The 23,739-nt window shown below is 42.7% G+C and carries 18 protein-coding genes; 5 read left to right on the top strand and 13 right to left on the bottom strand.

Annotated elements, in window-relative coordinates; genetic code table 11:
* Positions 1 to 9: 9 nt before the first annotated feature.
* The 5 genes from FDK13_RS33425 to FDK13_RS33405 all read right to left on the bottom strand — a co-directional run bounded on the left by FDK13_RS33425 (position 10) and on the right by FDK13_RS33405 (position 4,495).
* Positions 10 to 696, bottom strand: a complete 687-nt coding sequence (locus FDK13_RS33425; protein ID WP_229216330.1) for a conjugal transfer protein TraI — start codon at positions 694 to 696, stop codon at positions 10 to 12.
* 13 nt (positions 697 to 709) lie between these two features.
* Positions 710 to 3,166 (bottom strand): TraG family conjugative transposon ATPase, encoded by a 2,457-nt coding sequence (locus FDK13_RS33420; RefSeq protein WP_137344366.1) that lies wholly within the window; start codon positions 3,164 to 3,166, stop codon positions 710 to 712.
* A 6-nt stretch (positions 3,167 to 3,172) separates the two neighbouring features.
* Positions 3,173 to 3,517 (bottom strand): DUF4133 domain-containing protein, encoded by a 345-nt coding sequence (locus FDK13_RS33415; RefSeq protein ID WP_137344365.1) that lies wholly within the window; start codon positions 3,515 to 3,517, stop codon positions 3,173 to 3,175.
* A gap of 105 nt (positions 3,518 to 3,622) precedes the next feature.
* A complete protein-coding gene (locus FDK13_RS33410; protein WP_137344364.1) occupies positions 3,623 to 3,952 on the bottom strand; it encodes a DUF4134 domain-containing protein in 330 nt (109 codons plus the stop codon).
* A 51-nt stretch (positions 3,953 to 4,003) separates the two neighbouring features.
* On the bottom strand, positions 4,004 to 4,495 hold the full coding sequence (locus tag FDK13_RS33405; RefSeq protein WP_137344363.1) for a hypothetical protein: 492 nt from the start codon (positions 4,493 to 4,495) through the stop codon (positions 4,004 to 4,006).
* Positions 4,496 to 4,884: 389 nt separating this feature from the next.
* Between FDK13_RS33405 and FDK13_RS33400 the strand changes: the two genes are divergently transcribed.
* Together FDK13_RS33400 and FDK13_RS33395 are read left to right on the top strand one after the other, a co-directional pair.
* The gene (locus tag FDK13_RS33400) at positions 4,885 to 5,676 is read left to right on the top strand and encodes a hypothetical protein (protein WP_137344362.1); all 792 of its coding nucleotides are present in this window, start codon (positions 4,885 to 4,887) and stop codon (positions 5,674 to 5,676) included.
* Positions 5,661 to 7,367, top strand: a complete 1,707-nt coding sequence (locus tag FDK13_RS33395) for a hypothetical protein (RefSeq protein ID WP_137344361.1) — start codon at positions 5,661 to 5,663, stop codon at positions 7,365 to 7,367. Before FDK13_RS33400 ends, FDK13_RS33395 begins: the two co-directional genes overlap by 16 nt.
* Positions 7,368 to 8,264: 897 nt before the next feature.
* Here FDK13_RS33395 and FDK13_RS33390 read toward each other — a convergent pair.
* Positions 8,265 to 8,627 (bottom strand): hypothetical protein, encoded by a 363-nt coding sequence (locus FDK13_RS33390; protein WP_137344360.1) that lies wholly within the window; start codon positions 8,625 to 8,627, stop codon positions 8,265 to 8,267.
* A gap of 673 nt (positions 8,628 to 9,300) precedes the next feature.
* Between FDK13_RS33390 and FDK13_RS33385 the strand changes: the two genes are divergently transcribed.
* The 3 genes from FDK13_RS33385 to FDK13_RS35665 are packed head-to-tail and all read left to right on the top strand — an operon-like array spanning position 9,301 to position 15,548.
* Positions 9,301 to 12,585, top strand: a complete 3,285-nt coding sequence (locus tag FDK13_RS33385) for a SusC/RagA family TonB-linked outer membrane protein (RefSeq protein WP_170982991.1) — start codon at positions 9,301 to 9,303, stop codon at positions 12,583 to 12,585.
* Between the two features lie 17 nt (positions 12,586 to 12,602).
* Positions 12,603 to 14,012 carry a RagB/SusD family nutrient uptake outer membrane protein gene (locus tag FDK13_RS33380; RefSeq protein ID WP_137344358.1) on the top strand — a complete coding sequence of 470 codons (1,410 nt, stop codon included), beginning with the start codon at positions 12,603 to 12,605 and terminating at the stop codon, positions 14,010 to 14,012.
* Positions 14,013 to 14,036: 24 nt separating this feature from the next.
* Positions 14,037 to 15,548 carry a TlpA family protein disulfide reductase gene (locus FDK13_RS35665; protein WP_170982990.1) on the top strand — a complete coding sequence of 504 codons (1,512 nt, stop codon included), beginning with the start codon at positions 14,037 to 14,039 and terminating at the stop codon, positions 15,546 to 15,548.
* Between the two features lie 43 nt (positions 15,549 to 15,591).
* Here the strand turns inward: FDK13_RS35665 and FDK13_RS33370 are convergent, their stop codons facing one another.
* The 7 genes from FDK13_RS33370 to FDK13_RS33345 form a co-directional block, all read right to left on the bottom strand.
* Positions 15,592 to 15,864, bottom strand: coding sequence for a DUF6520 family protein (locus tag FDK13_RS33370; protein ID WP_137344357.1), 273 nt, complete (start codon positions 15,862 to 15,864; stop codon positions 15,592 to 15,594).
* A gap of 203 nt (positions 15,865 to 16,067) precedes the next feature.
* Entirely contained in the window at positions 16,068 to 16,631 is a 564-nt protein-coding gene (locus tag FDK13_RS33365) for a Crp/Fnr family transcriptional regulator (RefSeq protein WP_137344356.1), read from the bottom strand.
* Positions 16,632 to 16,640: 9 nt separating this feature from the next.
* Positions 16,641 to 17,840, bottom strand: a complete 1,200-nt coding sequence (locus tag FDK13_RS33360; RefSeq protein WP_137344355.1) for a hypothetical protein — start codon at positions 17,838 to 17,840, stop codon at positions 16,641 to 16,643.
* 245 nt (positions 17,841 to 18,085) lie between these two features.
* Positions 18,086 to 18,229 (bottom strand): hypothetical protein, encoded by a 144-nt coding sequence (locus FDK13_RS35660; RefSeq protein ID WP_170982989.1) that lies wholly within the window; start codon positions 18,227 to 18,229, stop codon positions 18,086 to 18,088.
* Positions 18,230 to 18,325: 96 nt separating this feature from the next.
* Positions 18,326 to 19,495 (bottom strand): sensor histidine kinase, encoded by a 1,170-nt coding sequence (locus FDK13_RS33355; protein ID WP_137344354.1) that lies wholly within the window; start codon positions 19,493 to 19,495, stop codon positions 18,326 to 18,328.
* Positions 19,488 to 20,288 carry a LytR/AlgR family response regulator transcription factor gene (locus FDK13_RS33350; RefSeq protein ID WP_137344353.1) on the bottom strand — a complete coding sequence of 267 codons (801 nt, stop codon included), beginning with the start codon at positions 20,286 to 20,288 and terminating at the stop codon, positions 19,488 to 19,490. The genes FDK13_RS33355 and FDK13_RS33350 overlap by 8 nt, the downstream gene beginning before the upstream one ends.
* Positions 20,289 to 20,363: 75 nt before the next feature.
* Positions 20,364 to 23,615 carry a lantibiotic dehydratase gene (locus tag FDK13_RS33345; RefSeq protein ID WP_137344352.1) on the bottom strand — a complete coding sequence of 1,084 codons (3,252 nt, stop codon included), beginning with the start codon at positions 23,613 to 23,615 and terminating at the stop codon, positions 20,364 to 20,366.
* Positions 23,616 to 23,739 lie beyond the last annotated feature (124 nt).

Here is a 23,739-nt window from a genome sequence, read left to right as displayed (position 1 = left end):
AAAAGTTGATTAAGGGAGTCCGTAGAGCGCTTTGACTGCATCGATATCCTGCTGGGTTTTGGCCCTGGAAAGACTAAGCATTTTATTTTCTCGGTTAAAACTCAAAAGGTCACTGTAATTTGAATCGACCCGCGTTGCGGCCTTATCGATCAGCGCCAGCCTTTCGGCATCTGTCATCTGCAAAGTGAAGGATTTGACCACGCTTGAAAGCAGTTCGACATTTTTAGCCGTTTCATCCAGGATCGAATCGTAGACCTTTTTCATGTACTTACGCTCATCGGCTGTGAAGCCCGGATCCTTTTGCAGCAGCGTCCACATCCTCTGGTAGGCTTCCACCACCTGAAGGTTCTTTTCTGCAAGCTGCTTGATTTTAAAATAATACGAGATCACTGCTTTTACCTTTTTTAGCTCATCATAGTACTCTTTATATAGATCCCGCTGCTTTTTGACCCAGTCTGCAATCTCTTCAAGTTTGAGTTTGGACATCACATTTTCAAGGGTCTTCTGCGCATTTTGCAGTTTGATCACCCGGTTCTGCCTTCTTTGAACCAGAAGATCGACCGCTTTGACCACCTTTTTAATGGCTTCTTTGATAATCTGTGCCCAGGGGATCGCAGCCTGCGTTTCGGGCACCGGCGTCAGCATCGCTGCAAAAAACACAAGGATCATTGTCCATTTTCTAAATGTTACGCTCATAGCTATACGGGGCTTAGTTTTTTTCGGAAAGAAGCGCTGAGATTCCTTTTTCAATGCTGCCAAACCGGGTTGCATACGCGTTTACCTTCATTTTCTCGGTCTGCTCGGTCGTGTAAGCCCAGTACTCAGAAGGGCTCACCTCGACGCGGTAGACCTTGGAAAGCATCCCGCCAAGGCTGATAAAAACTTCTTTGTACCGTCTGAGCGGATCGTTTGCTTTGTTGACCGAAAGGATCAAAGCCTTCTCTTTTTCTGTCAGGCCTAAAAGCTGCTGGATTGAATCAAACTTGTTTTGGTATTTGCTTTGATCAAGCAGGATCTTGCAGTCACTGTTGTTGATAATCGCCTGCTTGACAATCTCGGAGCTAATGATATCTTCCACCTCCTGGGTGACCACAATCGCTTCGCCAAAAAACTTACGGACCGTCTTGAAAAGATATTTTATATACTGGGCCATACCTTCCCGCGCGATTGCTTTCCAGGCTTCTTCGAGTAATATCACTTTACGGATTCCTTTGAGCTTTCGCATCTTGGAGATGAAAACCTCCATAATCACAATCGTGACGACCGGAAAAAGAATGGGATGATCCTTTATCTCGTCTAATTCGAAGACAATGAAGCGCTCCTGCAAAAGATCCAGGTTTTCAGTGGCGTTTAGAAGATAATCATATTCGCCTCCTTTGTAATACGGCCGCAGTACATAAAGGAAGTTGGCAAAATCAAAATCCTTGTCTTTGACCTGATCGGCCTGTAAAACCCCTCTGAAATCATCGGTCAGAAAATCATAGAAACTATTAAAGCCGGCCAGTACTGAGGGATTTTGGCCCAGCATCTGATAGTACATCGTCAGCGCGTTGGAAAGCGCCACATACTCTGAGCGCTTAAACTCCTCGCTGTCTTTTTTCCAAAGCGCCAGAAGCATCGCTTTGATACTTTCCTTTTTTTCGGTGTCAAGGCTGTCAGCCGCTCCGATGTAAAACGGATTAAAACAGATCGGTGTGGTCTCCGAGTAGCTGAAATAATAACCTCTCACCAAATCACAGAGCCCTTTGTAGGAGTGACCCACATCGACCAGTACAATATGCGCGCCCCTTTCATAGTAACTTCTGACCATGTGGTTGGTGAAAAATGACTTGCCACTACCAGAAGGGCCCAAAATAAACTTGTTACGGTTGGTGCAGATACCCATTGAGATGGGCTCATCACTGATATCGACATGCACGGGTTTTCCTGTGAGTCTGTCCGCCAGCCGCATGCCCACCGGGCTAACCGAAGACCGGTAGCTGGTTTCCAAATTCAGAAAACAACATGCTTGTTCGAGAAACGTATCAAAGCTATCGTTCATGGGAAAGTCTGCGGCATTCCCTGGAATCCCGGCCCAAAAGATCTGGGCTGCTCCTGCCGTTTCGATCTTAGCCACCGCATCCATCTGGGCCAGCGAAGAGGTGATCTGGCTTTTGAGTTCTTTCAGCTGGCTTTTTTGATCGGTCCAGGCCAGCACATTAAAGTGCGCTTTGACCGGCTGCCGCTGCTGGGCGACAGCTTCATTTAAAAAAGCGTTGGTCGAATCAAGGGCAATCGAGTTTTCTCGCGAATAATTCGCCAGCGATTGCAGTCTGAGCCTTTTGCTTTCCAGCCGCCGCATCGTTTTACCTTCGTCTTCCAGGAAAATATACTGGTTGTAAATGTGCGAGCAGGGCAGAAGCTGCCCCAGTCCGCAGGCAAAGCCGATGCTGAACTTGGTACGGTCGGTGGAGTACTTATCATAAGTGATCCGAGGACTGGCAAGCGGTGGCAGATCCGCGGCATCACCCAGCGTAAAAAGCTGACAGTACTGATCCCCGATTTTAATCCCATCCGAAAACTCCATATCCCGTAGCAGCGGCTCACCGTTGTCTTCTGAAAGAAAGCAGTAGCTTTCAATCAGGCCGACTTTCTCTGCATGGCTTTCAAGCTCGGTGCTTGTCAGCTGACGGATTTTCACAAATCCGCTGTCTGTCAGAATCCTTTTAAACTGACTGGCGCTATCTAAAAAATCATCCAGTAGATGCCGGCTGATGCTCTGCTCGGGCACAATGCTTTGCCGGATCAGATTGGAAAGAAGCGAGCTGGAAAGCTTTCTGCCCGCAGGCTTTTTGGTCAGTAGCACATAACAGCTGTGCTCTAAAAAAGGCCGCTCGTTAAAATACCGCTCACTGCTGCGGGTCAGAAAGCTGCTGTCTTCTCCGCTGAAATCGGGCTCGTATTTTCTATCAATAAACCAGTCCTGCTTGTGAAAGACGGTATGAGCCGGAAGAATCTTAATCGCCTTTACCCAGATCTGGTGAAGGGCTTCATACTCCTGGTCTGAAAGCGTAAAGATCTCAGGAAGATCAACTCTGAAAGCTACGGTGATATCGCCCTGCTTGGAGAGGATACAGTCGTGCTCGACCGTTAGGATCGGAAGCAGCTCATCTAAAAACTTTTCCATAGACTTTTAGGCTTTCAAGTGGGACAGATCAGAAGGCGCCTTTTTTACAAAGGGCAGCCTGTTTTTTGCTTTGATGATTTTTGGGATTCTTCCCCTGGCAAGCGCCTTGGTCAGGCCATGCTCTCCGTACGTGCTGCTCAGATGGTAAACGGTGGTAAATAGAACTGCTCCCAGGATTCCTGTTAATGAAAGGGTCAAAAACGTATTGACCTTGGCTGTATACAGGATCACATAAAACAGAAATACCAACACCATTCCGCCGCCCAGATACCAGATGTACTGGGCCTTTAAACCTTTGAATTCTATCGGGCGGTTAATGCCCTTATTAATTTCATAAATGCTGTTTGACATGGTGGTTTTGCTTTAAGTTTTGAAAGTCACTGACCTGATGATGAGTGTTCAACGCTGGCCGGAAGGTTTTAAACGTTCCGGCCTATACGCTGAGACTGCGAACCCCTACAGATCAAAGAACGATTCAAGAACTGTCGCTACCACCACCAGGAAAATGCAGCTGCCAAACCATGCCGCGGCTACTTTTCCCGTATCATTATCGCCGGCATTCCACTTTTGAAATACCTTAATGGCGCCTACCAGGGCCAAAACCCCACCGATTCCGTACATAAGCTCGGTTCCCGGCTCAAAATATTCCCGGACCAGCTCATTGGCCTGCTCGATTCCGGCGCTTCCATCCTGGGCCTTTGCAGCGGCTCCTACCAGCAGCGCTGAAAACAAAGCCGCACACTTTTGTTTTGACCATTTTTTAAATGTCAATCTCCTAAGTCTCATCTCGCATCATTTAAAAGTGGAACATGCTTTTCAAAGGACCGTCCGCTTCCTTTACTTTCCGGCTAGCAAAGGGCGGTTTCGGTCAGGCTCCATGGCAACCATAATCCATAACTCCTCTGTTTCATCCTCACTTAGGAGCATGGAGCCGTATTTTGCGCATTCCGCTTCGATATGGTTATTGATCGAAACGCGGAAGGGCGTATCCTTTAAATAAGAATAGTCTTTTAGAAGCATCTGGAGCAGCAGCACCAGATCGTTTTTACTGTATTGTTTCTGATGGGCCTCCTCAATCGCATCTTTCAGATGCGCGGTCAGTCCCATCACTTTTTGGAAGGTTTCTTCATCGGGCAGGGAGGGTTCGGTAGTTTCCTGTGCCACCTCTTCGGGCTGCTGTGGCTCCTCTATCACCGAAATGCTCGGTGCAGGTCTTTGTATCTTTTTGACAGGCCGGTTCTGTTTTCCGGAAAAAGCGGAGCGTAGATCCTGCCGGTAGAATTTGTAACCAATAAAAATATAGTAGCCAATTGTTATTGGGCTGAGCACAGCGGCGTAGGTGGTCCAGGGACTATCGATGTACATGGTCGTTTTGGTTTAATTTCTTTGCCTGATTGTTCGCCGGAAGTCGAAAACGGTTTCGCTTCAAGTGAATAAATTCTATGTTGCAAAGTAAACCTGGGGGAGGGGTTGCAAAAAAGTTAAACTTTTTTTGACCTTTTTTTGACCTAACTATCCAAGATGACGCTTGGAAGTTTTGGAGGAACTTACCGACCTATGACAGGTGAAAATCATTCGCATTTGTGAATAGATAGAATACCGTTTAATAAGAGTTTTTTAAAAAAAAAGATACAAGTTTAAATCTCTTCTTAAATTTATGTGTATTCCTAGGTTATCATTATAATTTGTAGATACAAAATTGAAAACTCTCTTCTTATATGCAGAATCCCATTAACCATTATTCCTCGATTTGGGAGGCCATCACTCTCGTGAAAACCCCATTGGCGCTCTTAGCATTGATGCTTCTCATCGCTTTCCTCGTGGCAAGAAATATAATTAAAAGCAAACGTAAAGAAGTTGAGTCAGCTCCAGAACATAAAAGAGCTAAGCTTATTGAAACCCTAAGGCAAGAGATGTCTATTAGCACCGATAGATTGAAAGGTACGAAGTTGGAAAATGTAATTCTAATGGAGTTAAGGATACGTGAAAGGAGACACATGTTCAGACTTAGAATTATACTGATATCAATTGTTCTTTTTGCGTTGCTAGTTGCCTATGCCTTTTACCAATTCAAGGAAAAAAGGGAAGTTCCTGATAGCCAAATAGGTAAAACTTTATCTCAAAAAGACACCTTTGTTATAAAAGCCCCCCCCCCCCCTCCTGCAACCACTTTCTCCATCCTTCCATTCTCTAAGATTGTTACCGAGAAACTAAAATCAATGCCTCATTTAAAGTATAAAAGTGTGAATGCTGATCGACGAGTCAAAATTGGATATGATAAGACGAATATAATCCAAGGTGACGGGTATTTTACGATTAAGAATGGCTGTGAAGTAATTGTTTATGTGAATGACGAAGACTGTTTTCATTTAAATGAGACATTAAATTACCTAGATAATTTTAAGTTTAGAGTGGACCTCGAAAAATCAGCACAAGAAGAAGCTCTAAAAATATTTGAAAACAACATCAACTTATATCAGAGCCAACTAAAAAGATGTTTGGAAGATTAAAAACGCTCTTATTAATTTTTACCTTGGCGAATTCGGCATTTGCCCAAAAAGTGCCACCACAAAAGCTCGTATATCTTTATGATACGACAAATACGTTTTTGATTCCTAACATCGAAGACATACTTAGAACTCTTACATATCCCAAAAGCACGAAAAAGATCTTCCAAGATCCCATCATAAGCTTAAATCTGACTATCGATGCTCGAAGAGCGATTCAAGCAGAAATTTTGGAAAGATTGGCTACCACGAGAGGAAATTATATGTCTGCTGAAACAAGGAGACTGGAAAGGGTTATTTTATCGGAATTAGACAAAGCAAATTACATTCTTAAAATAAAGATAAACAAGATTGAGCGTTTCATTGAAATACAATTTTCATTATTTAATGTTTATTGTGATAGTAATTGTACTCAGACAGTATCATATAACAAAAGCCTTTCACTTTTCATTGATCCGGAAAAGGATAATCATCGACAGGTAATTGCAAATACTTTACGACAACTTTTTCCCCAAGCAAATAACCCGCCAGATTTTGAGATATCAGCATACCCAACTACCAGTATTGATAGTATATACTATATCACTGAAAATCAAAAAATAACATTTAAACCTATTGTATATGATAATGATTCACCTGACGATCAGATGACATATAACTGGTTCCAATCTGACGAGGAAAGAAAAACCAATTTAGCACCAATCAATCGTTTCGAGAAAAGCCAAAGCTTTATTGGCCTTGCACCGGGAAAATACCGTTTCAGCTTTAATGTATCTGATGGAATCGATACATCTAGGACAGAATTAATCACTTTTTGTGTCTATCAAGTACCAAAACTTTTTTGGAAAGATACTTTGCTCAATTTAAAGCGCAAGAATTTTTACTCATTTAAATCTTCAGCAATTTTAGCTCAGAATACCTTTTTTGTGAAGAATAGCCTGGTAAATTTACCGACATTTTCTTACGCTACAAATTTGTTTAGGCAACAAGCCGAAGTAGGATCCGACTTCACTTCTAGTTTGGAATTTTTGAACCGTGATAGTATCCTTGTTTATCGGGAATCGATTAAAACAAAGGATTTGCCAACGCAAACCCTTTTTTTTGAAAATTTTCTCGACAGCATAGCAACTCAATATTTCGATAAAAAACTTACTACTCTCAGAATGGCTCCTCCGGGGAAATATATTTTGAAGGCTCAAATAAAGAATAATATTTATGCAAGTGCTCCAATTTTCAGGGATGTAAACTTCTATAAGTATAGGATCTTATCCTTTAGATATGCATTTCTGTATTTTCCTTGGAAAAGCCGAGCGATAGAGAGAACTACTTCGGTTCTATCATACGGCGTTAATTTTAGTCTAGCTTCTTTCTATTGGTTTGGGGTTTCTTATGGATTACCATTAAACGGAAATAATCTAAAAAAATATCTTGTAGAAGCGCGGGTTATTGTTCGTGATTTTGATATCAAGGATCTTAAGGTGGAAATTGGGACTCTGATAAACAAGGAAGAGGGATTTAATAGTGTAAAAAGTTCTCTTTTTGTTAGGTATTTATATTCCTTCATGAGTTTAAGTGTTGGTGCAGGAATACACTACAAACCTTATCGTCCAATTGATGGTGAACGTCGATGGCTTTATTCAATTTCTGTAAGCTCAGATATTCTACTTTTGAAGCGAATCCAAAAAAAACGATAAGAGTTTAGCCGACTTATTCAGAATTTCTATTCTCAAGTAGCACTTTTTATATAAACTCGGATTTCGCAACAACTATCCGATTTAAATTAAATGGGACTGGATAAGATTGCTACCCACCTACCCATTTATACCCTCTTTTCGAAATTTAAAAGTTAGGCTTTTACATGCCATGACTAATCTGGTTTGACATTCTTTAAATCGTGTATCTTTGTTAAATAAAAATTTGGTTTTTCAATATTGTGACGAACTTATCCATAAATAGCATAAATAAATTGACCTCAAGCCCTACATTGTAAATATCGCCATAAAAAGACTTTTCAATTTCATAGCGGAATGAGTTAGATAGACGCTTGTATGATAAAGGGTTGCTTTATGTAAAGACAAAATAAGTTTCGAAGGCTACATTGGTAAATTTAATGGAGTCGAGAGAAGGAAGGCTCTTATATACAATCCATGACGGAATTTTCAGTCTAAAACAGAGGAATACTCGCTATAATTAAATTTAATGATACCATGTTTAATAAAAACTGATATAATCCATTAGTTGTACCAAATTTTATTAGACGTTTAGATCTAATAAATCCGGCAATTTCTTACGATTGTTTCAGCCTTTTTAGCATCAACAATTACTATTGGAGAAAAAATCTATATGAAAGCTAAAAACCGATCGCTCAGAGTATAAATTTGGAGATGGAAGTTATCCTATAGTTAGAATGTTTGCTTAAAAAAAGTAAATATTTATTTTAATCTTTAACTTCAACGTTATGAAGGCTTCATCCCACTAAAGACTATATTCCAAAGTTGATTTTATATATTAAACATTTTGCTTTAGTGTAGATGGAAAAATATCAACGTTAAAACCATTAATTATTGATCTAAGTTTGTTAGCAAAGGATTTTAAATTGTTTTTCTATTCTTTTCATATTCCTTCTTCTTATTAAGCTCGGTTTGAAAAATTTCAATCTCCTGATCTTCAATCGAATCATAGGTTGATCCAAAATCCACTAAAGTTCTTCTCAACTTTGCAAGAATTACTATTATCGTTGTTATAGAGGGAATCGAGTCCGCATTGAATATACTGGAAATTGTTGCAGACCGAAGGCCAGTTAAACTCGATAATTTAGATAAATTGTCAACTAGCATTAAATCTACACTGTTTCGTTTTTTGTTTGATGAAGAGAGTAATTTATTCTCCTCTAAAAACTTATTCAGCGTTAATGCACATTTAAGCTGAATAATCCTTTTGCTGTCACCTTCCATGTAAGCAAGGAAGGATTTCTCGAAAAATAAAATGTTACGGTTTACCGTAACGAATTAAAAATTTTTTTTATATTTACTAAAATTTCAAAGAAGCTTTAACACTTAATTGAAATTTTACTGCGAAACTTCACAAAGAAATTGAAGCATTCGCTTAGAGTCTCACATTAGAAAACTGGTAATTTTTGGAACGAGACAATAAGTAGAATAGCTCACGACCTAGGCGTGGGTTTGCTTATTAGTTCCAGGGTATACCAGTACCTCTAATGAAATAGGTGAGTTCCACGCCTTTTAAGGCGTTCATTAGCTGCCGCAACAATGATGAAACTCACCACGATGCTATTGTTTCATGCTTCTTTTAAGAAGCAAAACTGGTAAATGCGTTATGATCACGATTCTTTCACTTGTCATTTGTCCACCGGAATAGCTGGTGCTATCCCTGCTGGTTTTTGTTTTCCTTTTCTAAAAGGAATCTGGGAGCGTGCGCCCGAAATATCTTGTTGAATCCATGTTGTGTTTTAATTTTTAAGCTATGCATCGGTACGCTAATTATATCTTTCAGTTGATTATCCGAAATCCGGAGTAGGGATTTCATATCCCGTTGATTTCAGTGCTACCTTTTCCAGGGAACAGAACTGGTATGCCTATTTTTTTTCACTCCATAAATACTGTTGCAATGAAAATATTTTATTGCTCCTCAGGGAAGCTATTGCCCTTTCTGTTTTATTTAATCGCTTTTTTACTGGCTAACCAACCCGTTAAAGCACAGTCTTTCCGAATCCAAGGGCAGGTGTTGGCTGCGGATAATACCGGCCCGCTAACGGGTGCCAGCGTCCGGGTCCGCGGAACCCAGCAGGGTACTACTACGGATGCAAATGGATTTTTTAGTTTAGCTGTCAGCAGTGATAAACTCAATTTGATCGTATCATTTATAGGCTACCGTTCGGCTGACTCAACCATTACGTTGCCTCTTAAAAAAGAGCTGGTCTTTCTGATGCAGCAGGATGCAGCGGTGATTAACGAGGTATCTGTGACAGGATACCAAAGTATTCCCAAAGAAAGGGCGACTGGCTCTTTTGTCCAGATTGACCAGGAGCTGATCAACCGGAGTGTGTCGACTAATATTCTCGACCGTTTGAACGGGGTTTCCAGCGGGCTTCTTTTCACAGGCAGCACTTCCAACGCAAAATCCGCAAATCCGCTGGGAAGAAATCTGGGCATCCGGATAAGAGGCGAAAGTACCCTGGCCGATGGACTTCAGGTAAGCCGCGATCCGCTGATTGTGCTTGACAACTTTCCTTTTGAAGGAAACCTGGATAACATCAACCCGAACGATGTTGAATCAATCACGATTTTAAAAGATGCAGCAGCTGCCTCGATCTGGGGAGCCAGAGCGGGAAACGGGGTTATCGTCATTGTCACCAAAAAAGGGAAAACCAATCAACCTTTGAAAGTTGAGCTCAATAGCAACATTACCGTGACGGCTAAACCCGATATTCACTATGACAGAAGTTTTCTTAGTGCTCCGGGTTACCTGGATGTAGAGCAGTTTCTATTCTCAAAAGGTTATTTTGACGCTGATCTGGGCAACACTTCGAACAGACCGGTCATCTCGCCAGCCGTACAATTGATGTCCGATGCAAAGAAAGGATTGATTTCTGCCCAGCAGTTAAAGAGTCAACTTGACGGTTTAAGAACCCGGGATGTGCGCAGTGACTTTGAAAAATATGTATATCAAAAAGCGGTGAACCAGCAGTACTCCCTTGGATTACAGGGAGGAACCGCGCATTCGACCTATCATTTGTCAGCAGGTTATGATAAGAACAGCGCTGCTTTACAACGCAATGGGTACAACCGTTTCACAGTGAATTCTGTCAATACCTACACGCCGGCCAAGGGACTTACATTAACGGCGGGACTTAATTATAGCACCAGTAAGTCGGCAGATAATAACTACCAAAATCAGTACGGCTCCATGAAACCGGGCGGAAAATACCAGGACCTTTATCCGTACGCGCAGCTTGCCGACGGAAATGGTAATGCGCTTGCTATCGTAAAAGATTATAGAGAAGCTTATGTGAACAGCACCTCTGGACTAGGATTTTTGGACTGGAAATACCGGCCACTGGATGAGATAGCACTGGCGGATTACACGACAAAATCTTCAAACCTGATTTTAAAAATAGCGGTCTCTTATGAGTTTAGCAAACATCTGAGCGCTAATGTGCAGTATCAAAATGAAAGGCAGCTTTTGACGGTAAGAAACTACCGAAGCGAACAGACCTATTACGCAAGGGATCTGATAAACAAGTTTTCCCTGCGGGATGCGGCTGGCGCATTTACCTACCCGCTGCCCAAAGGAGGCATTCTGGAACTTAGTCAAGCGGAATATAATACCAACAATCTCAGGGCCCAGCTAAACTTTGATCAGACTTTTGGCCAAAAGCATACGGTGACTGCTATTGCCGGAGCCGAGATTCGCCAGCTGACAACAACCGCTTTTAACAGATTATCCTACGCCTACCAGGATGAGTTCGGGATCGCTGTCAATAACCTGAATTTTTCCCAGTACCTACCAACCAATCCGGCCGGGACAGCGATGATACCTTATCCGGATGGTAATGTAACAGGTTTTACCAACAGGTTTATTTCCTACTACGCTAACGGCTCGTACAGCTTTGAGAGAAGATATACCCTTACACTTAGCGGAAGAAGGGACGGGGCCAATATTTTTGGAGCGAAGACCAACGAGCGGATTACACCCCTTTGGTCCGCAGGGGCAGGCTGGGACATTTCTTCGGAGAAATTCTACCATCTTGGCTGGCTTCCTTATCTGAAAGTTCGGGCCTCCTACGGAACCAGTGGAAACGTGTACCAGGGATCAGTCTATGTGAAAGGGAATTATCTTTCCAGTGATTTAACAGGCGCTTTGTATGTCAACAACATCACCGCCCCAAATCCGGAGCTCAAATGGGAAACAATCAAAACAGTCAACCTGGGTGTTGATTTTGGCATTGTCAAAGACCGGATCACCGGAACGGCTGAGTACTACATCAAAAAAGGGGAGGACCTGATACAAAACCAGCCGTTAGCACCTAGTGCAGGTTTTAACTTTTTCTATGGAAACTCGGCTGCTACTAAAACCAACGGCATTGATTTGACGCTAAAAAGCAGTAATCTGACTGGTGTTTTTAAATGGTCAACGACGCTGCTGGTGAGTCACCTAAGCGATAAGATCACCAGGTTTGACGGCAAGCTTTCTGCTACCAGTCTGCAGGGGACCAACAGTGGGAGGGTGAGTGTGGTTGGAAAACCGCTTTACGGGGTTTACAGTTACCGCTGGGGCGGACTGGATCCTGCTAACGGTGATCCGCAGGGGTATTTGAATGGTGAGCTCAGCAAGAATTATGCAGGGATCATTAATAATTTTTCAGCCGATAGTCTGGTGTTCCACGGTTCATCGGTACCGACCTGGTTTGGAGCGCTACGAAATGATTTTTCTTTTCAACGCTGGTCGCTGTCTGTGAACATCGTATACAAGCTGGGCTATTATTTCAGAAGGCCCTCGACATCGGTTAACTATGCAGATATCATTGCCGGATATGCGCATCAGGATTACGACAGCCGCTGGCAGGAACCCGGTGATGAGCTGTCAACCCATGTGCCATCCATGATTTATCCATCGAACGCGCAGCGCAATACTTTTTATCAGTATTCACAGGTCTTGGTTGATAAAGCGGACCATATCCGTTTGCAGGACATCCGGCTCGCTTATAGCTTGACTGGCAAAGACAAACACTCATTTTTTGATCATGCAGAGCTTTACCTGTATGCCAGTAATCTCGGAATCATTTGGAAAGCGAACAAACAGGGACTTGACCCGGATTATGCCAGTGTTTTACAGCGGCATACGCTTCGTGCCGCTACCTCTGTTTCCCTAGGTTTGCGGGCTTCCTTTTAACCTTAACCTGTCTTACAATGAAAAATAGTAAAAAAAGAATCTTTAAAATCAATCTGATCATTCTTCTGGGTACACTGTTTCTGGGAAGCTGTCAGGTGCAGGATGACTGGCTGAATGCAAAGCGTGATAAATCCGACATCACCCCGAAAAGTCTGGATGATTTTCAAGCAGTGCTTGACAACAGCAATACGCTGAATAAGAGCTATCCTATGCTTGGTATGATGAGTACCGACAACGTGTTTTTACCAGATAATATTCTGGGTTCAGTCAGCGAGCGCGAGCGTAATGCTTACAGCTGGGCCAAGGATATCTTTAAAGGCTCTGCCAGTAGCGATTTTGCCGCCCCCTATATTGCGATTGGGTTTTGCAACATAGTTTTGGAGGGGATTAGCGGGATCAAACCCACCGATCCACAAACTGCGCAGTTGACAAATATTAAAGGGCAGGCGCTTTTTCACCGGGCTATGTCATTATACAATTTATCCCAGCTCTTCTGTAAACCTTTTAACCCTTCGACGGCGGGCTCAGATTTGGGCCTGCAGTTAAAAGTAAGCTCAGATCCGAACGAAAAGGTGAAACGCTCGTCAGTTCAAGAAACTTACGAATTTATATTATCTGATTTAAAGGCAGCCATCGAGCTCTTGCCAGATCAGCAGCTGTACACGACAAGGCCCTCTCGTAAAGCTGCATTAGCGCTGCTTTCAAAAGTCCATCTTTCGATGCAGGATTATAAAAGCGCGGCTGAGGCTGCAAGCTTGGTTTTAGGTGACAACCCGGTACTGTTGGATTTTAACGAGGACAAAGTGAAACCGACAGCCACATACGTATTTCCAGCATACAGTAACCAGATGGCCAACGATGAAATTATATTTTTTGCTTACGGGATTACTTTAACATCCTTATGGCCGGTCAATAATGTAGGCTTTGTCGATTCGCTTTTTTATCAATCTTATCATGTCAACGACCTTCGAAAGACACTATTCTATAAAACAAATGCAGACGGTCTGGCAAAATTTACGGGTGCATATACGGGTAGTTTCTACAATTTTTCTGGCATCGCAACCAACGAAATTCTTCTGGTTTTAGCCGAATCACTGGCCAGGACCGGAGAGACTACCAAAGCGCTTTTACTTCTGGACTCACTTCTTGTCAAACGATTTAAATCGGGGACGTATCAAAAGTTAACGGTATCTGCTGATCAGGTACTTGCTGCCATACTTGAAGAACGAAGAAAGGAACTACCCTTTACCGGGCAGCTGAGGTGGGAAGATCTGAGAAGGTTAAACCAGGATCCAAAGTTTGCTAAAACGCTTACCAAATTGGTCAATGGAGTAAAACTAGAGCTGGCACCCAATGGTAACCGGTACGTGTTCCCGTTTCCGGACCAGGAAATACTGCTTAGCAGCGTGCAGCAGAACGATAGGTAATAATTAAAAAAAACAGATAATAGTATGAAAAGGATAATTTCAGTTTTAAGTTTAGTTTTTATGGTTGCCGGCTTCTGCAATGCGCAGTCTTTTGAGCGGGCAGCTGTATCCATTACCGTCCGGCTGAGTGACAGCGGACCGGGCGACTCTTTGTATTTGTCATTCAAGCCGGATGTTTTTGATTTTGAAGTGAACGAACCTTCCGGTTTTATCAAGCAGATTGTAGGTAAAAATGGTGAAGCCCGGTTTGTGATTCCGGCACCCGGGCTGCGGGGAAGATTTGCGGTTTGGAGATATTTCAGTGTGGATACCGTAGAGGGAGAATCGGGGAGATCAAAGGTATTGTATCCCTTTGTGCCAGACGCTTTCTGGGAAGCAGGCGATGCGTTGGCGGTGAACGTGGAGCGGTATAAGGGAACCAGTAAGAAAAACTTCTCGGCAGCGCATGATTTTCATTACAGTTACTTTGGCAAGGGCGCAGAAAAGAATAACATCAAGTTTAAGGTGGATTCGGTCTACAACCAAGCAAAGTATCTGTCTGATCGGAGCCTGAGACCTTTTGACGAAAAATATAATTACCAGGACCCGCATGAGAATCAAATTGCAGCAGGCAAACAGGCTCTGGACTCCCTTAAGGATAACTTGGATCCTGTTTTTTACCAGGCGATCAACGCCGATCTGATTTACAGAGGGTCTCAAATACGGTTTACGATGATGAAAAAGTTTTTTGACGAAAAAGTGAAAACGGATCCAATTCGGAAAGAACAGTTTTTAAATCAATACGATGTAAACCTAGCCGCGCAATTTGGCGCAGATGCCAGCCCTTTGAGTTTCGAAAGTGTCCGTTACTTTTACCGAAAGGCCTGTTTTGATGATTATGTACAAAACGGTTCATTGGATCCTGGACGGGTAATAAAAACACTTACTGAAAACTACGAGGGCGTTTTGCAGGAAAGACTGATTGCATACGCATTGGGAGAAAAAATACCTTCAAATTTTAATGAATTACTAAAAAACACTTTGGCTAAGACAAAAGATCCGGTAAGTCTTGCCAGGCTAAAAAAACTAGAAATTCGCAGGAAAGGGTTATCGCCATTCCCATTTAATTTGCCGGATGCATCTGGCAAATACGTAAAGCTGGAGGATTTTAAAGGGAAACTGGTTTTTGTTGATTTTTGGTATACTGGCTGTGGAGGATGTGCAGGTTATTTTAGCACAACGCTTTCCAAGGCAGAAGAACATTTTAAGGATAACGATAATATCGTTTTTGTAACCATTACTGCCGATACAGGCAAATCACTCTGGCTCAAAGGTGTCAAAACAGGAAAGTATGTTTCGGATAAATCCATAAATCTTTTCACGGAAGGGAAAGGGGACAAGCATCCGGCGATTGCACACTATAATTTTAATAGTTTCCCTTCGCTGATGCTGATTGACAAAGAGGGTAAGATTCAGGAATTCAACAGTGAAGCACTCGCAAAAAGAGACCCTGATAATTTAATCAGGGTCCTTCAAGAAGCAATTGAGAAAGAGTAATCAAGTTTGAAGATTCCCGAAAGGGAATCTTCAAACTAACATTTCAATTTTTCCAACCTGTGGCAGTTGCCTGAGATTTTGGAATTCGGTTATTTGCATCAGGTGTTGCAGTTGTGGTTATTTCACAGACTTGTGAACCCGTATCGCAATCCGGATCTCGTGTTGTAGTTACTTCATAGGAAGAGTCATCCTCATTCAACACATAGAAGGTTGCTACTGCCTTACTTTTTTCTTCTTTTGTTTCACTTGTTGCAAAAGCAGCACCCACGGCTATCATCGCAGCCAAAACCGGGAAAATGATTCTTTTCGTTTTCATAATCGTACTTTTAGTAAACTGTGAATTAATACGCCTACTATCTTACAGGTCTTCGGCTTTCTCCTGATTCACCTTGCGCAATGGAATATCTTTAAGCGGGTTATTTATGGGACCTGGTTAATAGCTTACCAGACATTGATGCTTAAAATTACCAGCTGGCTAGGCCAGGATACTGCACAAAAGGCAAGAAATGAACCCGTAAGCTATTTTCTTTTTGCCCGGATCCTGCTCAAAGTATAGGGACGGATGTTTAGAAAATAGGCAATGTCCTGAAGAAGGATTCTGTTACAGGGGAAAAGCTGGCAGAAAGCCGGGTAGGCTTTAACAGCCGGTAGCACTAGCAGCGCTGCTCGCTGATACTGTTTTCTGCTGTCCTTAAAATGGATTTTGCGGCTGAGCTTGTAGGTTTCACTGAATACGTGGTAGGCAAATTCAATTTGCTTGTTGTGGATGGAAAGCAGCTTACAATCTTCCAAAAGAACAATGTCTTCGAGTGATTCCATGTTTTCCATGAATCCACCTTTGGGAAGTACCATCTCATTTTCTTTCCAAAACCTTGTTACAACTTGTTTTCCATCTTCATCAAAATACCTGGATTTGATTAGCCCGCTTAGCACAAAGAAAGTCTGGCTGAATTTTTCACCGCTTTTTAGCAGCGTTGTTCCCTTGGGGAAATCTTGATGGATGACTGATTTATCGAGATAATTTTTAAACTGATCGCTTAATGGCACCAGTACAGAGAGGTATTCATTCAACTTTTTGTCCATAGCTTATGCTTAATATTCTTTGATCCATTCAATGATACTTTCCAGTGTTTTTATTAAGATTTCCTTATCCCGCTGCTCGACCGAGTATGATTTGTTTCGCATACTTTCCCAGGAAATATCCTGCTTTCTGGGTGTGGACAGGTATGGCGTAATACTTTGATAGACCAGGTTCAGCGAGCGGGCTTTCAGGATCCGGAGCGAATCCATCGCCCTGAAAAGAAGCCCGATCTGGTCAACCGAAAGAAAGCACAGCACCTTGAAACGTTCGGAAAGCGCGCTCCCAGCGTGAGGTGGACTATAATCCTGCAAAGGATTCACATCCCACTGGTGTTTCTTTTCCAGATACATGATCTCCTGTGCAAACCAGTTTCCTATGACCTTTTTTACGTCAGCATAATTAGGATTCAATTTCACGCCTGGCTTTCGGTGCATCTGATTGAACTCCTTATAACAAAGAAGGAGCTGGGTCATCTTATCGCGGATGGGGCCATAGGCGTTTATCTTTTGAGCGAGCTTCTGGGTGTAGTAATTCATGAAGGAGCGGCTGTTGAAGTTCAGATAAACCAAAAGCTCGATTACCGCATCGTGCACCTTGTCTTCTTTGAGATCATTTATTTTTTCAAGGCCTTTGATCACTTCTTTTTTATAGAACACTTCCCGAAGTGAAACGGGCCTGTTCTGATTTTCGCTGTTAAAGTTACCAAGTACAGTCAGCAGAATATCCGTCAGGGTTTTATGGCCAACCCTTTGAATCAAACCTGGCCTGATCGAATCAATCCTATGGGCCACTTCCTTTTTGATCTGGGTAAGGTAGGCAGCCGGGACACGCTCGTCCAGACTGATATACTCCCAGAAATGGTTTTCAATAAAGGTCAAAAGCTCATCGACACATCCGATGACTGTTTGAATGGTGCTGATCATGACAGGATTTGAGGTCCTTAGTTTTAATGCATTTTCACAGGCCTGGTCTAAAAGGATCACCAGTGTACTATGGTGCTGTTTGATCAGATGCTGTATCTTGCGTTTACTGGATACCGTAAATGTCTGCTGCTTGAGAAACGTTTTGTTTTTGTGGATTTCAGATACAGCCTTAGCAATGATGGTTTCGGCTTCTTTTTGTCCTACGGCATCGACATTGGTTTTGGATGGATCCAATGTGAAGGTGATGATCAGGTCAAGCCATTCGAGCGTATACTTTTTTTCTTCCATGGGACGCTGCGTGTTTGATTAATAATTATCATCAGCGAGAAGGGGTATGGTTTTGCACGGTAAGCACAAAATCCTGAGCTAATTTTAAAAGTCCTGGTTTTTGGTTCGAAACCGGCAAATACAGGGACGGAGCGCTTCTTTTTGGGACGAAGCAAAATGGAATATTCATTTTAGGTGGTATCAGATCCAATTCCTAAGACAGAAAAAGAAAGACCCATAGCCAATTTTGCCATGGGTCTTCGGTTTTAGCGTTTTCCTTGTTTTAGGATTGTACTAATAATGGTGCAGGTGGTGATACCATCCAGGTTTCTGCGGGCCGGTTGGTCCAGCCAGATGTTACCAGTGTAAAACGCAACAGGATACTTTTTGATTTTCAGGTCCTTTTTCATCACTAATTTTGTTTTGGTGGGTAGATTGATTTTCAACTTCCCAAAACAATATTTTACGGGCCTGATCTAAAAACCTTTGGTATCGAGCGCCTTATATCAGGTTAGAATGTCCAGTTCGTCCCTAAGATCCGGGATGAACGGCATATAAAGCTCCATTTCAAAACTTCTTTCAAAACTTTTACTTTGAAGCTTGTAGCGTCCGGGGAAATTGTGTTCCAGGATTCTTTCAATGTTTACAAGGCCAATGCCTGAATATTTTTCCTGTCTAGCGGCCGTTTCCTTAACAGGTTTACTGTTACTGATCTGAAATCTGACCCCTTTTTCTTCAGTACTTAAAACGATCCTGATCCAGTTGTCATCAACCGGGCTTCCGACGCAGTGTTTAAAAGCATTCTCTGTCAGTGTAAAAAGAATAAGTGAAAGAATTTTCTGCTCAGCTTTGACAATCCCGATCTTCTCAAAGGAAATTTCAGGACAGGTTCCCCTTCGGACCTTTTCAAGTTCCAGGTAACTTTGGATGCTGTACAATTCGTCTTGCAGGGGAATAGATTCATTTCTTGTGTCATAGACGTTATAGCGCAAAAGATCAGAGAGCTTCCGAAGATAGAAGGCCGACTGCTTCGAGACGGGTTCCACCTGAGCGTAGGCTGCATTGATCATATTGTAAATCAAGTGCGGGGCCAGGGTGGCTCTTAGGTTTTTTATTTCGGCACGGATCACCTCATTTTCTGCACTGAGTTTAAGCGCATTCTGCCGGTTGCCGTATTTTGCCATTTTCAGCCCCAGCGGCAGGAAGAGCAGCTGCATTTCCATCATATCGTAAGAAAAGATCAAAAAATCAGCCCCACTATCAAATTCGGTTTGGTGGATATACAAACTTCCGATGCCGTAAAATGTGGGCGATAAATTTATAAGCCCGTACAAATGATCAATCAAAAGGAAATTAAGGCTCGTAACGATATGCATTAAAATGAGCGATGAGATTAGACTGAGTGTATACAGAAAAAAGGGCCTTACCCGCGTCTGTAAAAAGTAAAATATCCACTCGTAACAGTAAAATATGGGTATCATTCTTAAATAATGAAGCAGGTATGCCATCCTGAGCGGAGCCGAGAGAAGCTCGCTGCGAAAAGCGGGCACAAAGTAAAGCAGGTGTGAACCAAGAAAAAACAGCCAGAAAATCCCGTGCATCAGGATTTTTTGACTCAGCGGCTCGTTCTCGAAACGAAAGCTGATACTTAAAAAGCGGTAGCGTCTATCATCCATTGAATGTAAGTTTTGAAAGTACGAGTGCTCTTAAATCTTTGGAAACTTTGACGCGGTAGTTGTTGCTCATTAAAATTTCGTTCCCTTCCATTTCTTTAACTGCCAGACGGTTCACTATAAACGAGCGGTTGGTCGTAATAAAAAGTGAGCTGGGAAGGCGACTCATCATAACCGAAATCGGGATCCGGCAGTACCTGACACTGTCCCCGATATATATTTTCACATAATTTCTTGCGCCTTCCACAAAGGTGACATCCGAATAATGGATCTGAACGATAAGTCCGTCCACTTTGACAATCATGGTGTCTTTGTGGAAAGCTGGAAATTTACCCTGACCATCATCACTGCTTTCCAGATCGATATTAAATCCAGGTAATGTGGGCTGAATCGATGAAAGCAAGACCTGATGCATCGTCTCACGCTGCTGTCTGACCCGGTAAACTGTGGCGATAAACTCTTCGAAATAAATGGGTTTTAAAAGAAATCCCTTGACCGCATAGCTATATCCGTCCACGGCAAAATTCTGGTGGGCCGTGGTGAGAATCACAGAAGCAGTCAGCGTTTTTAAAAGATCCAGGACCCTGAGCCCGCTCAGATCGGGCATTTCAACATCCAGAAAAAGAATGTCGGGCTTTAAGATCGGAATCTTGTCGAGTGCCTCTAAAGCCAGGTATGCACCTTCAATAGGGGATAGACCGGGCACCCGTTCTATGTACTGGTTTAATACCTGATGTGCAGGTTTTTCGTCATCAACGATCATGCAGGTGACCGCATTTTTCATTTGATCTTCCATTGTCAATTGGTGTCATAAGAGTGAATAACATTCAATGAGATAGAAGGAGGTAAGTACAATTTATGAAACTATCGGTTACTTGAAAAATAACTTTGATCCGTTTTTTGCCGTTTTTTTTAAATTCAAATCCATGTCGTAATATTTCTTTAAAAAGTGATAAATGATCCATTCCTGTTTTCTGTGCATCTGATTAAACCAGCGGTTTAAAAACAGATGCATCAGATGGGCAGCGGTTTCGATTAAATCTTCGCTTGAATTAACATTTTCATCCGTGAAGGTACGGCGCATGAAATTTGAAAGCTCATCAAAATGTGCTGTGAATGGATTGATTTCATGGACAGAATCTTTCTTCGGATCTAAAAAGGAAATGATTATTTTCTTGTGCGTCCTGTATTTCTGATCCAGAAGGACAAGATCGTTTGCAGATGCATTAAATTCTAAGCTAAATTCCTGATGCAGTCTTTTGATTAGTGAGAATTTTTCAAGGGTAGTAAGACCAGCGCTATTTAAAAGGCTATCGCATCCGCGCAACGCCAATAGCCAGCGCAGATCAGGCTCCTTATTTTCAGTGAGTAAGCGCAGAGATTTGCATGTCAGGTAACTGTCTACATAAAAGATCAATTCCATTTTGCTGTAAGCCAGTAGCTTGTAGCGTTCAGTCTCGCGCTTATACTGATCGGTAGTAAATGCGCTGATAAGTCCATTTTCCAGATACGGCTGAACCGTTTTTTGAAAGGCTCTCAAAAGAGTGCTCCATGACATTTTGCTTTCTTTGACATGAAACCGGACGCGCAGGTGCGGCTTTGGATCATAGTAACGGATAAAAAACCATTTTTCAATTTCTTCTCTTCGGATCATCGCGTCGCAGAAAGGCTCAATGATTTTAGAAAGCAGAAAATCCGCTGCCTCAGAGCTGCAATAGAGCTTCACATAAAGCCACTCACTGCCCAGATGAAATACCGCTGGCGTGGTCTGAATGTTTACCGGGATTTTTTCTTCCGGCTGCTGTCTGGGATTTAGAAAGGGGATGATCACTTCATTGGCCAGAGTATTTCCTTTGTCCGAAAGAAATCCCTTGCATTCGGTTTCAAGGTATTCGGTCAATGTCAAAGGGCTACTTTTTTTAAGGGTGTCTTCAAGAATTTGAAGCGAAAAAAGATTTTGTCCATCGATCAGAAGCTCGTTATCACCCTGCTGAATCTGAAAATACCTGGGTATTTTTTTCTGTTGTGAAAACGTTGCCCAGCCGCTGAGAAGGTCTTCACTTTTAGAATTAAGGGTTTTGAATTCATCCCATTCAATACGCCAAGTCGCTTTTTGAAGAACCAGATGTTTGTATGTGATCCTGGGTGAAAAAGGTTGTTTGTGAAAATCGCCCCAGTCCCAGCCAAAACTGGCGCTATCAGCCTGCTGGGAAAGCTCACATAGGAAGCGGTAAAATGGTAAACCGTTGGCATAATAATGGGCGCTTGTGAGCCTGGGGATTATTCTTTTGTCAAGGCGCTGGCAGCTTAGAATGATTTGCCTGCCATCAGGCGAGCTGACCAGAAGTTCACAGGGTTGGATCTGGTTCTCACTGGGCAGGCCGCTTTCAGACAGGTAGGGGATCTCAAATGAATGTAAAGAAGGACGGTTTATTACTTTTAAAACGTTGGCACTTGGAACATGGCAGATTTCAGCGAAGATTACATCCGGATTCTGTACCTCTTCAAGTCGGGCTGCATTTTCAAGCTGCTTTTTTAGCGCCGGATCAGACTGGCCAAACCGGCTCATCAGATTTAGGGCTGACGGGCCTGCCACCGATTTTAAATCAAAGGAAAATTCACCTTTATCAAAATCTGACTGCGCACCGCAGATGATACTGCCGAAAACGTAGAAGCTTTCTGGCAGCGGAGTTGGCTTTTCATTTTCAAATGCTAAAATATCCTGACCCGTTAACTCGTAGGCGATGCGACCGCTTGTCTTCGTTTTGTCAAGGATTCTTTTTTGAAGTCTGGAAATCGGGTTGTCAGCAAGCTTACTGTTTTCTTTGGAAGTAGTTTCAGTCAGACCGCTCAAAAGTGTCAGGTTGCTACTGACTGCGGGTTGGAGCGTTCCGTAAGCAACACCGCTAGCTGGATCCAGCACAGGCAAAAGGGGTACTGGTTTATCTCCAAAATGAGAAAATAACCGGCTGGCAAATGCTGCAAGGTCTGTGTTTTCGGTTTGACTGGTGAGAAAAGCCAGCTCACTGATTTCTGATGACATCATATCGATCGTGCTACGGCTGATTTCACAGGTACTGGCGCGGAAAGCTAAATCGGTTTGCAGAAAACTTTTGTCAGGCGTGCTCAGACCGGCCATGTCAAGGTGCGTTTTTATAGATTGTTGTATCACAGAATGAGCGGCGGTGTTTTGGATCAAGATTTGGATTCTGGATATAATTTCAAGATACTCTTCACATCCTGTCATCATGTTAAGCTCTTTCTGAATCCGCTCTAAATAATTCTCGCCAGTAGCGTTCATTTCAAAGCGGCTGACAAAAAACTGGGAATCAATCAAAGAATTGACAAAGGTCTTTGCTATCTTCTTACCTACATTGTACCGCCACAGAATTTCGTTTAATTCTGCTACGGTTCGTCCATCTTTTGCGTGCTCTAATAGCCTTGCCAGATACAGGCTTGATTTGATGGCGGATAAACCCAGCGTCTTACCATCAGCTCCCCGCTCGATATACCGGTAAGAATCCATGATCTGGTAAAGTGAGCTGTTAGGGAAGAGTTTTAATTGGCCGGTCACCTTAGGTGATTTCCGAATTTGACCCACCAGCTGAAAGCAGATTTGTTCATCAAGTTTAGTGTGTAGCTCCCATTCGTTTTCGGAATCAAAACGGATGATTGTCTTTTCGGTGACTGCTCCCAAACTATATCCTGCAAATAAACCGAAAGGGGTGCAGCGGGTGCTCATACGGATCAGGTATTTGAAAAGTGTCTGCAAAAGATCCTCTTTTCCGTTTTGCAGCTTGCCATTTAGAAGCCGCTGCAATTGTTCATGCAACCCAGGCGAGGCCAGGTGAAGCGCATTCTGTAATAGTGGATCCAGGTAGATGAGCTTTAAATAGGATTCAAAGGCCTGTGGATCGCTGCCGACTGCTTTTTGAAAACTAAAAAAGAAATCGTTGGAAAGTAGCGGTCTTCGCAGCATAAAAAAGTTTTGTGGTTTCATAATCAGGTCTGATTGGTGATCGATCCAATCAAATTCGTCATGTGCCAGATAGGCTTCAATTATTTGGGAAAAGACTTCCAAATCCCGGTACGAAAGTGCTTGCTGATATTTCGTCCCAGACAATTTGGTACAAAATGAAAATGGGGGGAAGCCTGCTGGAATCAAATTCTGAAGAGTCCTGACTTAATTACGCTACAAAGGTAGGCTCACTCAGCGCTGGAACGTCCACGAAATTCCGGCATAAACA

This window comes from Dyadobacter frigoris (genome assembly GCF_005280585.1).
GTDB classification, from domain to species: Bacteria; Bacteroidota; Bacteroidia; order Cytophagales; family Spirosomataceae; genus Dyadobacter; species Dyadobacter frigoris.
The sequence above is the reverse complement of the archived record's forward strand: the minus strand, read 5'-3'. Positions and strand labels throughout refer to the sequence as shown.

What these genes read in the sequence shown, in the direction of transcription:
- FDK13_RS33425 (WP_229216330.1), bottom strand. Translation starts at nt 696, where the DNA reads ATGAGCGTAACATTTAGAAAATGGACAATGATCCTTGTGTTTTTTGCA.
- FDK13_RS33420 (WP_137344366.1), bottom strand. Translation starts at nt 3,166, where the DNA reads ATGGAAAAGTTTTTAGATGAGCTGCTTCCGATCCTAACGGTCGAGCAC.
- FDK13_RS33415 (WP_137344365.1), bottom strand. Translation starts at nt 3,517, where the DNA reads ATGTCAAACAGCATTTATGAAATTAATAAGGGCATTAACCGCCCGATA.
- FDK13_RS33410 (WP_137344364.1), bottom strand. Translation starts at nt 3,952, where the DNA reads ATGAGACTTAGGAGATTGACATTTAAAAAATGGTCAAAACAAAAGTGT.
- FDK13_RS33400 (WP_137344362.1), top strand. Translation starts at nt 4,885, where the DNA reads ATGCAGAATCCCATTAACCATTATTCCTCGATTTGGGAGGCCATCACT.
- FDK13_RS33395 (WP_137344361.1), top strand. Translation starts at nt 5,661, where the DNA reads ATGTTTGGAAGATTAAAAACGCTCTTATTAATTTTTACCTTGGCGAAT.
- FDK13_RS33390 (WP_137344360.1), bottom strand. Translation starts at nt 8,627, where the DNA reads ATGGAAGGTGACAGCAAAAGGATTATTCAGCTTAAATGTGCATTAACG.
- FDK13_RS33385 (WP_170982991.1), top strand. Translation starts at nt 9,301, where the DNA reads ATGAAAATATTTTATTGCTCCTCAGGGAAGCTATTGCCCTTTCTGTTT.
- FDK13_RS33380 (WP_137344358.1), top strand. Translation starts at nt 12,603, where the DNA reads ATGAAAAATAGTAAAAAAAGAATCTTTAAAATCAATCTGATCATTCTT.
- FDK13_RS35665 (WP_170982990.1), top strand. Translation starts at nt 14,037, where the DNA reads ATGAAAAGGATAATTTCAGTTTTAAGTTTAGTTTTTATGGTTGCCGGC.
- FDK13_RS33370 (WP_137344357.1), bottom strand. Translation starts at nt 15,864, where the DNA reads ATGAAAACGAAAAGAATCATTTTCCCGGTTTTGGCTGCGATGATAGCC.
- FDK13_RS33365 (WP_137344356.1), bottom strand. Translation starts at nt 16,631, where the DNA reads ATGGACAAAAAGTTGAATGAATACCTCTCTGTACTGGTGCCATTAAGC.
- FDK13_RS33360 (WP_137344355.1), bottom strand. Translation starts at nt 17,840, where the DNA reads ATGGAAGAAAAAAAGTATACGCTCGAATGGCTTGACCTGATCATCACC.
- FDK13_RS35660 (WP_170982989.1), bottom strand. Translation starts at nt 18,229, where the DNA reads ATGAAAAAGGACCTGAAAATCAAAAAGTATCCTGTTGCGTTTTACACT.
- FDK13_RS33355 (WP_137344354.1), bottom strand. Translation starts at nt 19,495, where the DNA reads ATGGATGATAGACGCTACCGCTTTTTAAGTATCAGCTTTCGTTTCGAG.
- FDK13_RS33350 (WP_137344353.1), bottom strand. Translation starts at nt 20,288, where the DNA reads ATGGAAGATCAAATGAAAAATGCGGTCACCTGCATGATCGTTGATGAC.